Here is a 16,211-nt window from a genome sequence, read left to right on the forward strand (position 1 = left end):
TGGCGCGGTCCCGGACGTCCTTCGGGTATGGCTTTCGCATAACGGGTTCAAATCTTCCAAATATGGAAGTCTCGGTCAAACCCGGAGCGGTTCACTCAGCCACTACCGTGGGCCGTGACATCGCCCCGTGGGTGGCCGCTGTGCCCCGCTTGGCGCGGCGGGAGATCATGGCGCGGCGGCATCCCCTGGGCGCCTACCTTGTTCGGCAACCGACTGCACCTCTAAACGGCCACGGCGTCGGGCTGGAGATCGTGCCCAGTGTGATCTACACGCACGGTACCGAGAACTCAACGCGGACCGCTTTCGGTTATCACGTGGGCATGACGATGGCGGAGTGGGCGTGCCGCAGCCTGATGGGGCTTGGCCCCACGACGCATGCAGAAAGCGCGGTTCCGCTGGGCGCCTCAACAGAGTGGAGCTCGGCCAAGAGCCTGCCTGACCTATTCGGCTCGCACACCATGTCCGGTGAGTTGTGGCTAGTGGAGGCGAAGGGCGGCCGTTGGCTTGCCCTTCCGGCCCGTAAGAAGGGAGCGAAACAGCTGAATGTTGGCGCCCTGTTGCCAGAGTCTCATCGGAAGGTCCTCTGTGGCGCCAGCTTGGAGAAGCGCCTCTTCATGATGATCGACATCGAGGACTGGCCGTCGTCGAGTGAAGGCCCTCTGGGTGACGCGGGTGCGGAGACCGTGGACGAGGACTCGCTGCAGGGCGACGACGAGGCCCTTCTGGGCCTCGCCCAGGCGAGAATGTTGACCTACCTAGCCTTGGTGTCGCTTCCGCGAAACACCCTGAAGATGACGGCGGTCGGGAAGTCGCAGACTGGCCACGCGAGGTGGCGGAACGGACTGGTCAGCCTGCTGGAGGACGATCGGGAAACCGAGGCCCTGCGGCGGGGGCTGGACCGTGACTCCACGGGAGATGTCATCGAGCGGCAGCAGGGTGTTGACATGCTGGTGGGGCGGCTGCCGGGCACGGACCTAATGCTCGGTATGTCACGCCGCCTCTTCGGTGCATGCCGGGAACTTGCCGGGTTGGAGCGGCAATTGGTCTCGGAGATCGATGCAAAGTTGCCCGCGCCGATGACCATGGACGTTGAGGCACCGCTAGTGCGAATGTCCGACGGTGAAGGGTCCGTGCGGCGATCGGAGGGGCGGCTCACCGACCGGGAGTACGAGCGCCGGATCGCTGAACGGAGGGAATCTCTGCGGGAGTCTCGGGAACGTGAGAGAGGCAGCCTTCACAGAGCGGTACGTCGCGGGTTCTCCCTGGGCAACGCCGAGTCCTGGGCGCAGCTTGCTGAGGTATCACCGCAGCTAGTGCTGCCAGCAGAGGACGGCTTTCTCGAAGCGGCAACCCGGGATACCTATCTCGCCGTTGAGGCGCAGGCGCTCGATCTGGAGCTGAGCTGAGTCGTGGGTCGTCGAGTCTCCTGAGTATCGCTTCCTTTTCGGGTGATCCTTGTACGTCTTGACCGTGCCGTTGCCGGTCCGCCCTTATGCTCTCGGCATCGCCGGAGCTACTGATGGGGTGGCATGCGTACAGAGTGGGGCAGCGAACGCCGTTTGACAGCTATCGGGCGCGTGACGCTGTCCGCGCCCGCTCGTCAGGCGCTCGTGGATCGGCAGATCGTCCCGGGCATGAGCGTGTTGGACTACGGCTGCGGGCGTGGTGGTGATGTCCGGAGCCTGCAGGCGATGAAGTTCGACGTCTCTGGTTGGGATCCGTACTTCTATCCCGACGGCAGACAGGAAGCCTCTGATGCAGTTCTGCTCACGTACGTCCTCAACGTGATTGAGGATCCGCGAGAACGGCGTGAGACCTTGCTCCGGGCATGGGAGCTGGCGAGGACCGTACTGGTGGTTTCGGCCCGCCTGACGTGGGAGAAGAGCAAGGTTCGCGGTGATGAGTTCACCGACGGCATCCTCACCAGCCGGCAGACCTTCCAGCACTTGTTTGGCGCGAGTGAACTGCGCGACTTCGTTCAAGACATCGCTGGCGTTCGGTGCGTTTCAGCGGCGCCAGGAGTGGTGTACGCGTTCAAGGACGACCAGGCCCGCATCGCCTTCCTGGCGCGGAGGATCGTCCCCGATGCCGAGTGGCTGGTCTCCGATGACACGGCTTCTGCAGTCGCAGCGGTTGTCGACTACCTCGAGCAGCGTGGGCGGTTCCCGCGGCTGGAAGAGATGCCGATTCAACTCGCAGAACTGCTCGCACACTTGCGCGAGGCAGACCTGCATCGCTTGGTGAAGCGCTCCGCCGACCCTGCGAGGGTCGCCGCAGGAGTCGATCGATCCACCCTCAACACCCTCCTTTTCCTCGCGGTTGAGCTGTTCAACGGCCGAGGGCCGTTCGGGAGCCTTCCGCTGTCCGTCCAACTCGACATCAGGGCCTGCTTCCTGTCGTACAAGGAGGCATGCCAGCGGGCCGACCGATTGCTGCTGAAGCTACGTGACGACACCTACGTCCGCGGAGCCATGCGAGCCTCGGCAGCCGGCAAGCTGACGCCGAGTGCCCTCTACGTCCACCGGCGAGCTGTGAGCCGGATTCCCACCGTCCTGCGGCTGTACGAGCACTGCGCTTCCATTGCGGCTGGGCGGCCGGCCGAGTGGAGCGTCGTGAAGCTCCGACACGAGGGCCGGGCCGTCAGCTGGCTCGACTACCCGGACTTCGACACAGACCCACATCCGAAGCTGGTGTCGTCGTACTCCGTCGAGATGAAGGGCCTCGACACTTCCTACGTCTCCTATGCCAACTCGGTTAACCGGCCGCTCCTGCATCGCAAGCACGAGTTCCTGGCCCCTGACGACCCGGACGTCCCCAAGTACCGCAGGCTGACGGAGGCAGAGGTCCGCGCGGGCCTATACGAGAAGCCACACCTGATCGGTACTGAGAACGGCTGGGAAGCCGAGTTGGTGCGCTGCGGCCGGGACCTGCGGGGGCACCGGCTGGTACGCCGACTTGAAGAACACACTGAAGCCGGCGTACCAGCAGACGGATCGAGCTGATCAGCCTTGGATTGCTGAGACCGCCGCAGCGATTTCGTGAGCTTCGAGGTTGTCCGTCTCGGCAGGGAACCACGACAGCCTCAAGCCATTCGCCGCGATCTCGTCCGTCAGACCCATCGCTGTGAGGACGTGGCTCGGCGTGTAGGACGCGCTTGTGCAGGCAGAGCCGGTTGCGACCGCGGCGATCTCCTTGAGCCGGACGATCAGCGCCTCGGCGTCGACCCCTTCAAACGAAACGTTGAGGATATGGGGGACTCGGTGTTCCGGGTCGCCGTTGAGGTGGTACCGCGTGGAGCCAAGGGCATCGAGCAGCTGTGAGCGGACATTCTCCGCGCCAGCGAGCCATAGCTGGTGCTCCTTGCGGAAGATCTCCTCCGCCTTAGCCAGACCAACTACCAGCGGCACCGGCAGCGTCCCCGGACGAAGCTTCCGCTCCTGCCCGCCTCCGAACATGATCGGTTCGAGCGGGATGCGGTTCCAACCGCGCCGTCGGATCAACAGTGCGCCGATGCCCTTCGGAGCGCCGATCTTGTGCCCGCTGATGCTGACCATGTCGATCGGCGCGGTCAGGTCGTCGGGAAGCTTGGCGAAGCCCTGGGCGGCATCGACATGGAGGAACGTCGGCGACTCGCGCAGGAGCCGGGCGAGCTCGGCAACCGGCTGAATCACGCCCGTCTCGTTGTTGACGTGCATCAGCGAGACCAGCAAGGTCTCCGGGCGCAACCGCTCCTGGATCGCTTCTACGCTGATCCGTCCGCTGCTGTCCGGCTTGAGGAAGTCCACCTCGAAGCCGCGCGTCTGCAGGTGCTCCAGTGGCTCCAGGACAGCCTTGTGCTCGATCGCCGATGTGATGATGTGGCGTCGCCCGGACTTCTCGCCGTACGGCGCAAGACCGAGCAGAGCGATGTTGTTACTCTCTGTCGCACCGCTTGTGAAGATCAACTCATCTGAGGATGCACCAAGTTGGGCAGCGAGCTGCTCGCGCGCCTGCTGTACCGCCTTCTTTGCTCGTGTTCCGTACTCGTGTGTGCGGCTTCCGGCGTTGCCGAAGTCTTCCGTCATCCAATGGAGGACAACTTCGGCGACACGGGGGTCAACACGAGTGGTGGCGGCAGCATCCAGATACGTTACCGGCATCGTGGCGGTCTCCTCGGCGCTTCCCGTACTGTACGTTTCCTAGATAACGTACAGACACGATACAGTGACGGCTGAGGCGAGGGGCGCGTTGGTGGCAGGCGAGACGACATCTGTCGGCTTCGAGTACGTGTTTCCGGCGATCCGCGGAGTCCAGGCGGGGCGAGAGTACTTCGTCTCCATGTGCCCTCTGCGCCTGATCCCCAAGATCTTTTTGTTCGATGAGGACGAGATTGCCCCTGAGGTCCGGGCGCAACGGGTACTGAACAAGGGGAGGCTGCCCGCCCTGAGTCGGTACATTCTGGACAATCCGGACGACTACGTCTTCAGTGCTCTCACAGCTTCGATCGACGGAGACATCCGCTTCGAGAGCATCGCCGAAGCGGGCACCGGAATGCGGGCCGGCCAGATCCGCATCCCGATGGCGGCGCGGTTCCTGATCAACGACGGCCAGCACCGTCGGGCCGCCATCGAGCTGGCACTCAAGGAGAACCCGGACCTGGGCGACGAGACCATCGCTGTGGTCTTCTTTCACGACGCCGGCCTGGGGCGCTCGCAGCAGATGTTTGCTGACCTGAACCGCCATGCGGTGCGTCCTTCCCGATCGATCGGCGTCCTCTACGACCACCGCGACGATCTTGCCAGCCTGACCCGCTTGCTTGCGATGAAGTCGCCAGTCTTCAAGCAGCAGGTTGAGATGGAGAGCAGCACGCTCTCTGCACGGTCCCGGAAGCTGTTCACTCTGAGTGCCGTGCACTCCGCGAACCAAGCGCTCCTCCAGGGCATGCAGATGGAGAAGGAGCAAGCCGACAGCGTGGTCCAAGCCTTCTGGGAGCACGTCGACGGGCTCATCCCCGAGTGGGACATGGTCCGGAAGCGGACGCTGACTGCCCCAGACGTCCGCCGGGACTACATCCACAGTCACGGAATCGCGCTCCACGCGATCGGCCGAGTTGGGAACGCGCTGCTACGCGAGTCGGTTGTCCCTTCCAAATGGAAGCCGCGCCTGGTGAAGCTCTCGTCCGTCGACTGGGCGCGATCCAACCCTGACTGGGAGGGCCGAGCGATCATCGGCGGCCGTGTCTCGAAGAGCCACACCCAAGTAACCCTGACCGTGAACTACCTGCGCCGCGCGCTTGGCCTCCGACTGTCGCCGGAGGAGCAGCGAGCTGAGGACGCGTACAAGCGAGGAGATGCATGAGTACCCCGACACGACGAGCCGCGCCGTTCGAGGGCAGTAGTCTCGACACGGTCGTTGCGGAGCTGACCGAAGAGGTCCGTGAGCTCTACACCGCGGACGAGGTGCCGTGGGTGATCGGCTACAGCGGAGGCAAGGACTCCACGGCCATCCTCCAGCTCGTCTGGCTCGCGCTCAAGGAACTGCCCGTCGAGCAGCGTAAGAAGACGGTCTACGTCATCAGTACCGACACGCTGGTCGAGAATCCCATTGTGGCCTCGTGGGTCAGCCAGTCGCTCGAGACGATGCGCCTGGCCGCCGAAGAGCAAGCGCTGCCGATCGAGCCGAACCGCCTCACGCCGGCGACGAAGGATACCTTCTGGGTCAACCTGATCGGCCGCGGCTATCCGGCGCCGCGCCCGAAGTTCCGCTGGTGTACCGAGCGGATGAAGATCAAGCCGTCGAACTCCTTCATCCGGCGCATTGTCCGCCAGCATGGCGAGGCGATCATGGTGCTCGGCATTCGCAAGCAGGAGAGCCAGGCCCGCGCCCGCGCGATGGCCAAGCACGAGAAGCGCCGTGTGCGGGACCGGCTCTCGCCCAACGGGAATCTGCCCAACTCGCTCGTCTACAGCCCGATTGAGGACTGGTCAAACGACGAGGTCTGGACGTTCCTGATGCAGCAGGCCAACCCTTGGGGCTACTCCAACAAGGACCTGCTCACCATGTACCAGGGCGCCTCTGCGGACTCGGAGTGCCCGCTGGTCGTCGACAGCACCACTCCATCGTGCGGCGACAGCCGCTTCGGCTGCTGGACCTGCACCCTGGTGGAGCAGGACAAGTCGATGGCCGCCATGATCTCGAACGACAGTGAGAAGGAGTGGATGCAGCCTCTCCTCGACCTGCGCAACAAGCTGGACGTGAGTGACGACAGCCACCTGCGGGACTTCCGAAAGATGAAGGGCAACATCCAGCTTTTCGGTGACCGCATCGTCCACGGTCCCTACACGCAGCAGTCCCGCGAGACCTGGCTCCGAGACCTGCTCGAAGCGCAGACCTGGGTACGAGCTAACGGCCCGGAGGAAGTGCGGAGCCTCGAGCTGATCACCATGGCGGAGCTGCACGAGATCCGCCAGCTCTGGGTGTTCGAGAAGCACGAAGTCGAGGATTCGCTCCCGCGCATCTACAAGGAGAAGACGGGTGAGGACTTCCCCGGCCTGCCCTTGGACGAGCACCTGACGCTGGGCGCGGACGAGATCGAGTTGCTGCGGGAAGCGTGCGACGGGGACGAGTTGCTGTTCAGCACCGCCCGCGAACTCCTGGCCGTGGAGCGTCGCTTCCGTACGATGACTCGTCGCTCTGGACTGTTCGAGGAATTGGAGAAGAGCGTCAAGCGCGGCTTCTTCCAGGACAAGGAAGACGCCCATGCCTGGGCGCTGAAGAAGAAGCAGCTGCGCGAAGAGATCGCCGAGCACCTGCCGCTCATCGAGGACGATAAGGACGAAGAGAACGCCGATGCTCCTGCGTAACATCACCCTGGAGGACTTCGGCGCCTACCGAGGCAAGCAGTCCCTCGACCTCACCACCCGCCCGGGCAAGCCGATCGTGCTCATCGGCGGGCTGAACGGCTGTGGCAAGACGACGCTCCTGGACGCGCTGCAACTCGTGCTCTACGGACCTCGTGCACGCTGCAGCGGACGGGGCAATCGCCCCTACGAGGCTTACCTTCGAGACTGCATCAACCGGAAGGCTGACCCGTCACGCGGGGCGGCGCTCACACTCGAGTTCTCGATCACAGTCGAGGGCAAGGAACGGATCTACAAGCTGACCCGAAACTGGGTGGCGAACGGCAAGACCCTGCATGAATACGTCAACGTCAAGGTAGATGGCGTCTGGGACCGGGTCATCAGCGAAGGCTGGGCGAACCACGTCGAGGATCTGCTGCCCTTGGAGATTGGCTCGCTGTTCTTCTTCGACGGCGAGAAGATCGAATCTCTGGCCGACCCAGAGCGCGCTTCGGCGGTCATCCAGTCAGCCGTGCACTCGCTGCTCGGGGTCAACACCGTGCAGCAGCTCCGGACAGACCTCCTCGCTCTTCAGCGTCGGCAGAAGCTCGCTGATGAGGACCAGGAGGCCGTCGACCAGATTCGCGAGCTGGAGGAGCGTCACGAGGCCGTCCAGGCCGAGGTGGAGAGCGCGCAAGCGCAAGCCGCTGCACTACGCTCCGCCCTGGGCGCAGCCAAAAAGAACATGGTGCGTGCGGACGATGCATTTGCCCGTGACGGCGGGGAACTGTTCGAGCGTCGCAAGGAGCTGGAGGCCCGTCGTAAGGATGCGGCCAAGCACCTGACAGCCACTCAGGAAGCGCTGCTGAGCCTTGCTGCCGGCGTCCTGCCGCTGCGCCTGCTGACTGATCAGCTCGCTGTCGTCCACAAGCAAGCTGCCGTGGAGCAGGAGGCCAACGACGCCGCACAGATCCTTAGCGTTTTGGTTGCCCGCGACCAGGAGCTGCTCGCCCGCCTCGAAACGCTACTGCCCAAGGATGACCTGGGAGCGTTCCGCGAGCACCTGGACTCGGATCGTCAGCAGCGCGAACAAGGCAGCAAGGCTGAGCGCGTCCTTAACCTGACCCCCGACGGGCAGACGCAGCTCGCCGGGCTGGACCAAGTTCTGACCCACGAACAGAAGCGTGCGGATGAACTGCTCGCGCTCGCCGCGGACCAGGCGGCAACCGTAGAGGCACTGGACAGGCAACTGGCTGGCGTTCCCGACGAGAAGCTGATCGCCTCTCGCCTGGAGGACCGCGAGAGTGCACGCCAGGCCCTGCACCGGGCCGAGGCGTTGCTCGCGAGCGCCGTGGAGGCTCACAGCGCCGCCAAGAGCCGCCGCGTTGCGTTGAAAACGCAGCTGGAGCGTGCCCACGATGCCAGGGTCAAAAGCCTGGTCCGGAAAGAGGAGATCGAGCGGATCGTCGCCTACTGCGACCGCCAGCGTGAGGTGATGGACAGGTTCGGAGATGCGCTGCTCAAGCGCCACATCAACAGGCTTGAGGTGGCCGTCCTGGAGAGCTTCTCGCGTCTTATGCGCAAGCGGGGGCTTGTCCGGGATCTGAACATCGATACGGACCGCTTCCGACTGACGCTCGTCGATTCCGAGGGCGATCCGCTGGATCCAGGGCGCCTGAGCGCCGGCGAGCGGCAGCTTCTGGCGGTCTCGCTGCTCTGGGGGCTGGCGCGTGTCGCCGGCAACTGGCTCCCGAGCGTCATCGACACCCCGCTTGGCCGCCTCGATAGCCGCCACCGGGAGCATCTCGTCGACCGATACTTCCCACACGCCAGCCATCAGGTGCTGCTGCTGTCGACCGACGAGGAGATCGACGAGCACCTCCTGAAGCGACTCAAGCCCTCCATCGCACACACGTACACGCTCGTGCACGACGACACCACATTCACCACCTCGGTTGAGCCCGGCTACTGGTGGACCTCCGGAGCAACGCATGTCGCTTGATACCGTTCGCCTCTCCCAGCCGGCCCGGGACCAGCTCGTGCGCCTCAAGCGCACCACGGGCATCAAGCACTGGAACGTGCTCTGCCGCTGGGCCCTCGCCATGTCGTTGAGGGATCCCTCCACCCCGCTGGTGAAGGACATCACGACGGACTCCAACGTCGAGATGAGCTGGAGGACCTTCGCGGGCTCCTACGGTGACATCTACCTCGCGCTGCTCAAGCAGCGCTGCGCGACGGATGGCGAGCCCCTTACCGACGAGTCGATCAACCAGACCCTGATCGTCCACCTCCACCGCGGTATCGGCTATCTCGCCGGCAACAAGGAGATCCGCACGATCAGAGAACTGGTGGGCACAACCTCAGACTGACTGACACAGCTCCAGCAAAGAGAAGTTGACGGCCGGTCTGCCCCACACACTGTGGTGGCAGACCGGCCTCATAGTCTCTGACAACCCCAGCGTATTCAGCTGAGCTTGAGTTGCTGGCAGGGAGTTAAGCAGACGGCGCCCCATGACCGGTAAGTTCGACGGCCGCTCCGCCCAGCCGCCATCGGAGAGAAACACTCCAACGTACTTATGAGCTATTTCGGAAGACTTAGAGCTGGGACCATACGGTTATCGCTCCACGGGTCGTGCTCACCGCAGAAGACTTGGAGGCAGGTAGGATTAATTCGATGGATATTCGGAGGAGCGGAAAGAAACAGCTGATCATCCTTTTGAGTTGCTCCACAGTGGCTGCAAGACCCAGCCAGGGCAAGCACGCGAGCGGACCATCCGTAATTTGGCAGACTCAGCCAGCCAAATTCTGGATGCTCGTACTGGCAGCCATAATCGGTGGCCGCATACAGGTCAAGTATGTTGGACTTTGAGCGATTGCACCACGAGCAGCAAAGGCGGAGGTTGTCCAAATCGCCAGTGCCGCCTGCGGAGACCGGCAGAACATGGTCTACGGTGATTGACAGGTCCCCCTTGTGACGCCCTCGGGGGTACATGAAATCAACAAGCGGGTGCGCCGATGTGAGATTAGGTCGGCCGGTGATGAATGCCTCGACTGCATCAGAGGTAAAACGGACTCCACAGATCCAGCAGTAAGGCTTATTGTCAGGGAAGGGAATCGTCAATTCGTAGCGATCAGATCGAGAAGTTGGCGTTCGCCTTGGTGACGACCTTGCGCGGTACAGAGAGATTGCTATCGTGCGGATAGATTTCGCGGCGGCTCGCCGGTCCCGTTGATTGAGGAAAGGAAAAATGTTCGCAACGAGCTCCCAAGACCGTCGGTAGACCTCAATGCTTGCGCTTGGGGCGCTCAACTCCTTTAGATCTGGACTCGTGACGGACTCGACCAGCCATCGCAGTTGGAGAAGCTTGGCATCACTTCGAATAAGCCATCCGTGCGGACCCGCGACAGCGTCCGGGATATGAACAGAGGCGAGCCTGCGCACCCCATCTGATTCCCACGGGGAACGCAGTGCTTCCTCTGCTTCAGCGATTGCCTTCTCGACCTCGCTCGTCACGCTCTTAGACCTGCTTCGACTTCCGAAAGTTCCTTACATCCGGGATTCTCTGAGGGTCCTTGCGATAATCTACCCACAGTTCGGACCACTGCGCTCGAATCCCAGGTGTGTCCTTCTTGACGCCGCTGAGCTGCCAATCACGTGCAAAGTAGTTCTTGTCCACCGAAGCCAGCCACTTTGCGACGTGAGCGCGACAGTCCTCAGGGCCGTCGATTGTCAATTCCTTATCCGTGAGGAATTGGAAGAAGTCTGCAACGAGAATAGAGAGCATCACCTTGTTATAGAGAGTGCTCTTCGTCGTGCCCCAGGCGTTTGGGGCGTATTCATTTCCAGGGTCTCCGAGGCGATCACGTACCTCGGCAAAGAATGCGGCACAAACCCCGCGCCAGGGCCCCTCTAGCGTCGCCCAGGCAGTGCGTTGCTCTTCGCTGTCGAGAGTGTCGACAAGCGCGGAATCGGGGAGCCTTTCCCTAGCCCATTTGTCTGCGTAGTCGATCTTGGATGAGTGAGGGAGCTTGGCACCGCGGAGGTTACGGAACTGCGAGATCAAGTCGCGCAATACAGTCCACGGCAACTTGTCTCCTCCCTCGCCCACCATTCCCTGCTGCACCTTTCCATGAAAGGGGCTACCGGGACTCCTTGTAAACCACGCAACGGCCTGACTGTCAGCGACGTCGATATCAACGGCCTCAAGGCGCTCGGTGACTTCGTTGAGCTCATCCTCGGACAGGGAGGTGGCGACGATTGTCCCGAGTAGGGCCGTGGCGAGCGGAGTGGCCTTCTGATTGACGACTACGAACTGGAAGACATGTTCCTCTACATTCTCTTCCATGAGCAAAGAAACAGGGAGAATGCGCGAGTTCTCTGCGGTCAGCTCGTTTGAGATGCTGTCGCGGTCCTCGCCGGCTTCGATCCTAGCGAGGATTTCATCTCCGTTGGCCGCGCGCTCCGCCGCCTTCTCTGCTGCTTCCACGGCGCCGCGCAAGCGATGCTGACCGTCAACGAGAAATACGGGCTTTAGGTACGACTCAAGCGCCTCGCGTGTAAATCCCAAGAAGTCATCATAGTAAGTGCTCGATTCATCTTCGGGCATCGAAGCAAGGATGGCCTTTCGGCAGATCACCTCCTGATAGAATTCTAGAATGTGGGTCTCATTTGCAAATAGCCCTTGTACGGAATCCTCAAACTCTGCTTCGCGGTACTCAGGCTGAGGCGGGACGCCGGAATTATCTCCGAGGCGCGCCTGCAGGGTTTCCAGCCTGTTGCGGTCCGGCCGGAGCTGGCTGAGCTGCTCCGATCGAGAGCACAGCTGTTGCGCAACTCGATCGAAGAGAGCAAGAAGGGGTAGATCATCGAGAACTTCGTCGTCAATTACCATCCAGCCGGAACGAACAGGACCGGATTCGCCAGCTTCATCGGGCTCAAAGCGGGCTCTCTCATCCCTCTTGGCGCAGAGCAGCGGATTTTGGACGATGTTCCTGGCATCTCCGTAGAAGTGCTTCAGCTTTTCGATCCGCTTGGGATTCTCCTCGCGCTGGAAGCCGATCGTTTCCTTGTTATCCAATAGTTCACGCTGTGGAATTCCCGACCACTTCCAGATCTCGGTGGCGGGGGCCGCGAAGAGGACTACATCCTTCGACTCGGATGCCTGCTGGAACGAGATTGCGCGATATTTTCTGACTGCCATAGTGCACCCTTTTTCGGAACTTACTCATCCCGTGGCTTCAACGTCGCGAGACTGGTCGGGCCAGTGAGATCGACAGTACCGCTCCGGAGGCTCAGCCTGTGCGGGTCGGAGCAAAACTGCGCTGGTGGTCGTCATGGCGTGGCACGTAGCCGGCAGCTGTCACTCGGTTTCCGGTGAGCTGGGCCATGTGAGAGCACCAAGCCGGCAGGCGTTGATGCACGCTCCTTCGCGTGATGGCGGGTCCGTTCCGCATCTCAGCCCAGCGGACCGAGTCCGTGGTGTACCGGCGAACGAGGATGCAGCTGGCCTCGGTCGGCGGGAACTGGGGCCGGATATCGCCCAGCTGGTGGTGGCTCGCGAGAACACCGTGAGCGATGTCATCGATCGCTTCAACGAGATCGGCTGGCCTGCCTGGGTTCTCGATGGGCGGGAGGCCCTCACAGCCAACTCGACCCTGACAGTGCGGACTTCGTCGCTCAGATGGCCACACCTGCCCGGTCAAGCTCGGGCAGCCCTTCACCCTCCAAGGCTCGCCGCCTACCCGCTTAAGGTTCACGGCCGTGTGATCCGCGTCGGCCGCGAGGCCCTGCGCTGCCTGCTCGTCCGACGAGCATCACCTTACTCGCGCGCCGAGACGTGTTGGCGTTGCAACGCCAGCGCAGCCCAGGGTGACGTCAAGGCTGGCAGCGCGTTCAACCCTGAACGAACCGAGGCCAACTGAGGTCCGGCCCTGGATGCACTCAAGGCTCGCTGAACTCTCGTCGGCACAGGCCGGTGAAGTTTTCCCGTACTTCGCTGCAACAACCGTGCGCCTCACCCGACCTGACGGATTGAGAGCAACCGGAAGCGGCGGGCCGCCACAGTTGAGGCAAGTCCCAACTTGTTGTCAGGCCTGTCCTCTATGCTCAGAACCACAAGTCCACAGCACTGCCTCCTCTTCGACCGCGAGCCACCGCATGGGGCCCGCAATCAGACACCGGAGCGCACTACATGAAGATCAGCGACGAGGTCGTGGCTGCCATCGATGCTTTGCAGACGCAGGCGATGCGCACGAGCGACGTGTACCAGTTGGACCGCATCGAGCGCGCCATCGATGAGCTCCTGCGCAATCCGGGGGACGACAAGACCCCTGCCCGGCATCGCGTGCGTTCCGCGCTCGCCCACGCCTACGAGCTCCTGCAGCGGCGTAAGGAGATCGCGCCCCAGGGCGAGCTTTGCCCCGAGCGGGAGTCGGTCGGCTACACCGAGCAGGGCTACCACCAGGTTGAGCTGCTGGAGTTGATCCGGGTCGAGCCGTCCTTCAAGCACGCCGACCGGGTGATCCTCGGGTACTTGGTCCGGGGAGCGGACGCCGTGACTCTTGCCGAGAAGTACTCCGTGCCGGTCCCGCGGATGCGCGAACGCATCAGCCGCCTGCGGTGTAATGCCCGCAAGGCATGGCCGGATCTGGCTCTGGCTGCTTGAGAATGCCCTTCCTGCCCCTAGCGGCTCAGCCGCTCGCCAAGGCGCAGATCGCTCCGATCACCCAGCTGGGTCTGCCAATGCAAGGCCGAAAGGATCACCAGTGAGCACTACCCCGTTGTTCTTGTCGCCCGAGGACTCTCGTGCCAGCCTCATCCAGGTTGACAAGGCTCTGGAATCCATGCGTGACGCCGGTTTTGACCTGACTGCCGCTGCTGGCGAGCCCCTGGACAACTCGATCGAGGCTGACGCCACGATCCTGCGGGTGATGCCGGTGTACTCGCAGGACCGGAAGTCGATCGACGAGATCATTTTTGCCGACAACGGGACGGGTATTGACCCGGCCGTCCTGCACCACATCCTGTCCATGGGCTACAGCACTCGCTACGGCCAACGGCAAGGGTTGGGCCGCTTCGGAGTTGGTCTGAAGCTTGCTGCGCTGAGCCTGGGCGAGCGCCTCGACGTGTACTCCAAGCGGGCAGACGATCCCCGTATCTACCACAGCTACATCGACCTGCATGACATTCAGGCCGGCAAGCAGCTGTACACCGCGACAACGATCGCTGAGGACTGGCCCAAGCACGCACGAGACCTGATGACGGACGAGCGAGGCAACCCGTTCGTATCTGGGACTGTCGTGATCTTCGGGAAGATCGACCGCTTGAAGGGCGGTGGCCGCTACGGCACATCGCTCCAGGAAAAGGTCAGCGACCTGCGCAAATTTATCGCGCGGGCATACCGCAAGTTCATTGACACTGGCCGGACCTTCGAACTTGAAGGCAAGGTCGTGACCTTGCACGATCCTCTGTTCCTCATGGACAACCCACGGATCATCAGCCACTACAAGCCGCGTGACGTACGGGGCACGGTGGTGGAAGAGTCTGACCTGCTCGTCGACGGACACAAGGTCCACGTGACGGTCACGCTGGTTCCTGAGGAGTTCCGGTACTTCCGCGGTGCTGGCGGCGAGCACGACATGGATGGCCGCGACATCCGCGAGTTCCAGATCAATGACGAGAACGCCGGCAAGCTCAGCATCCTTCGCAACGGACGCGAGATCTACTACGACCTCGTCCCGAAGCTCCTGCCCGGTGGGCGGACCGACAAGGTCAACCGCTACATAGGGATCGAGGTCAGCTTCCCTGCTGAGCTCGACGACTTCTTCCAGGTCAGGCACGTCAAGCGCGGAGCGGAGCCGGTAAGCAAGCTGCGCGAGGAGCTGCGCCAATGGCTCGTCCGGCCGGTGCGCAAGGCGCGTGGAGACATCAAGGCGTTCTGGAACTACCAGGACACCAAGAAGAAGCTCGAGCAGGGTGCGCATGCAGACAGCATGGACACAGCAGCCAACGTCGAGTCGCGATTCCCGAAGGGCGTCGCCGGCCGCCGTGTCACGCTCGAGAGGGAGCAGCGGATCAAGGACCAGACGATCGAGGATCTCCGCCTGGATCCGAGCGACCCGGAGCACCAATCCAAGATCGAGCAGATCCTGCAGCAGATCGACACCAAGCCGGTCACCATGCTGGATGGGGCCTGGCCGGGCAAGGAGCTGATGGAGATCAGTCACCTGAACGGTAGGTCAGTCACAGTGCTCAACCACCGACACCCCTTCTTCCGGGACGTCTACGCGCCCATCAAGCGGGTCGCGGACGAGGGTACAGAGGACATGGCTCCAGAGGACATGATCGATCTCGCTCGAAAGGCCGAAGCTGCGATCGACCTCCTCCTCATGGCCTTCGTCCGGGCAGAGGCGACTCAGACAGAGCCCGAGATCTTCGATGGTCTGCGGACCCAGTGGGGCATCTTCGCCCAGGAGTACCTGAAGGAGAAGTTCAAGGACTGACACAGCCTCGACCGACTGAACCGGGGATCCTCGGATAGCAGTCGACTTGGGCAGAGGTCCCCGCCCACGACAGACGGTTGCCTGTAGCTTCGCGGTGCCGCCAGCACAGGCTTCGCCGTTGTCTACCAGCTAGCCAGAACCGCAGCAAGGATCGAGGATTCGCCCGCTGTGACAGCCGCCCTTTCGCTCATCAGTTTCTCGATGCGCGACGTTGATCAGGCACCCGAGTCGCCGGGGCTCTATGCCTGGTATGTCAGTTTTCGCGCGGGACCGCACGATTGGAAGATCAAGCCCGGTCCCAATGGCGACCAGGCCATCGAGGGGTTCCTGAACCTCCTGCGCAAGTATGCCGGCTACTACGAGCCGCTCCCGATCGGACTGGCCGGGCGCGGAGCCTACGGAGCCAAGTGGCAGGGCTCCCTTGAGCTTGACCACCCGCTGCGCGAGCCCCAGGAGGGAGGCCGGGTTAACGAGGACGAAGCGGCGAAGCGGCTGGATATCCTGATGGACTCCTTGGATACGGAGGACCGGCGCCGCATCATGGCGACGATCCTGCACCGGTCGGCACCGGTCTTCTCCGCGCCGCTCTACATAGGGGTCGCCGAGAACCTTCGCCAGCGCCTCAGTCAGCACCGTCGCGACTACACGAAGAGCTACGACTGGCTCCGTGACCACCCCGAGGACGCCGAGGAGGTCAAGGCACGCGGCAAGTCCTTCGGCGCTCGAGCAGCCGCGCGCAACATCGCGATGGAGCACCTCGAGGTGTGGGTCATCGATCTGGCCGACGAAGAAAACGACGAAGTGACCAAGAAGCATCTGCGGAACACAGCGGAGTCAGCCGAATGGCTGCTGCACAGGCTGTACTCGCCGATTCTGGGAAGGCAGTAGAAC

12 protein-coding genes are annotated in these 16,211 nt (G+C 62.7%); 9 read left to right on the top strand and 3 right to left on the bottom strand.

Annotated features, from left to right (window positions below; genetic code table 11):
• Positions 1-260: 260 nt before the first annotated feature.
• Positions 261-1,406 (top strand): hypothetical protein, encoded by a 1,146-nt coding sequence (locus tag ACIG5E_RS37065; RefSeq protein ID WP_396541311.1) that lies wholly within the window; start codon positions 261-263, stop codon positions 1,404-1,406.
• Positions 1,407-1,529: 123 nt separating this feature from the next.
• The gene (locus tag ACIG5E_RS37070) at positions 1,530-3,002 is read left to right on the top strand and encodes a DNA phosphorothioation-associated putative methyltransferase (protein ID WP_396541313.1); all 1,473 of its coding nucleotides are present in this window, start codon (positions 1,530-1,532) and stop codon (positions 3,000-3,002) included.
• On the opposite strand, the gene dndA is transcribed toward ACIG5E_RS37070, so the two are convergent.
• Entirely contained in the window at positions 3,003-4,139 is a 1,137-nt protein-coding gene (gene dndA, locus ACIG5E_RS37075; protein WP_396541315.1) for a cysteine desulfurase DndA, read from the bottom strand.
• A gap of 91 nt (positions 4,140-4,230) precedes the next feature.
• Between dndA and dndB the strand changes: the two genes are divergently transcribed.
• Genes dndB through dndE form a run of 4 tightly spaced genes read left to right on the top strand, consistent with a single transcriptional unit; the run spans position 4,231 to position 9,187 of the window.
• Complete coding sequence (dndB, locus tag ACIG5E_RS37080; RefSeq protein WP_396541317.1) at positions 4,231-5,337, top strand: DNA sulfur modification protein DndB; 1,107 nt, start codon at positions 4,231-4,233, stop codon at positions 5,335-5,337.
• Positions 5,334-6,842 carry a DNA phosphorothioation system sulfurtransferase DndC gene (gene dndC, locus ACIG5E_RS37085; protein ID WP_396541319.1) on the top strand — a complete coding sequence of 503 codons (1,509 nt, stop codon included), beginning with the start codon at positions 5,334-5,336 and terminating at the stop codon, positions 6,840-6,842. The genes dndB and dndC overlap by 4 nt, the downstream gene beginning before the upstream one ends.
• On the top strand, positions 6,829-8,820 hold the full coding sequence (gene dndD / locus ACIG5E_RS37090; protein WP_396541321.1) for a DNA sulfur modification protein DndD: 1,992 nt from the start codon (positions 6,829-6,831) through the stop codon (positions 8,818-8,820). Before dndC ends, dndD begins: the two co-directional genes overlap by 14 nt.
• A complete protein-coding gene (gene dndE, locus ACIG5E_RS37095; RefSeq protein ID WP_396541323.1) occupies positions 8,810-9,187 on the top strand; it encodes a DNA sulfur modification protein DndE in 378 nt (125 codons plus the stop codon). Before dndD ends, dndE begins: the two co-directional genes overlap by 11 nt.
• Before the next feature lie 212 nt (positions 9,188-9,399).
• On the opposite strand, the gene ACIG5E_RS37100 is transcribed toward dndE, so the two are convergent.
• Positions 9,400-9,810: an HNH endonuclease gene (locus ACIG5E_RS37100; RefSeq protein ID WP_396541349.1), complete on the bottom strand. Its 411-nt coding sequence runs from the start codon at positions 9,808-9,810 to the stop codon at positions 9,400-9,402.
• Between the two features lie 526 nt (positions 9,811-10,336).
• Complete coding sequence (locus ACIG5E_RS37105; RefSeq protein WP_396541325.1) at positions 10,337-12,019, bottom strand: hypothetical protein; 1,683 nt, start codon at positions 12,017-12,019, stop codon at positions 10,337-10,339.
• 990 nt (positions 12,020-13,009) lie between these two features.
• On the opposite strand from ACIG5E_RS37105, the gene ACIG5E_RS37110 reads away from it, so the two are divergent.
• From ACIG5E_RS37110 to ACIG5E_RS37120, 3 genes are all read left to right on the top strand, one after another.
• Positions 13,010-13,483 carry a hypothetical protein gene (locus ACIG5E_RS37110; protein WP_396541327.1) on the top strand — a complete coding sequence of 158 codons (474 nt, stop codon included), beginning with the start codon at positions 13,010-13,012 and terminating at the stop codon, positions 13,481-13,483.
• A 100-nt stretch (positions 13,484-13,583) separates the two neighbouring features.
• A complete protein-coding gene (locus tag ACIG5E_RS37115; protein WP_396541329.1) occupies positions 13,584-15,320 on the top strand; it encodes an ATP-binding protein in 1,737 nt (578 codons plus the stop codon).
• A gap of 168 nt (positions 15,321-15,488) precedes the next feature.
• Positions 15,489-16,208, top strand: a complete 720-nt coding sequence (locus ACIG5E_RS37120; protein WP_396541331.1) for a hypothetical protein — start codon at positions 15,489-15,491, stop codon at positions 16,206-16,208.
• The last annotated feature ends 3 nt before the right edge of the window (positions 16,209-16,211 follow it).

The sequence above is a fragment of the Kitasatospora sp. NPDC053057 genome (assembly GCF_044546945.1).
Lineage (GTDB): Bacteria > Actinomycetota > Actinomycetes > Streptomycetales > Streptomycetaceae > Kitasatospora.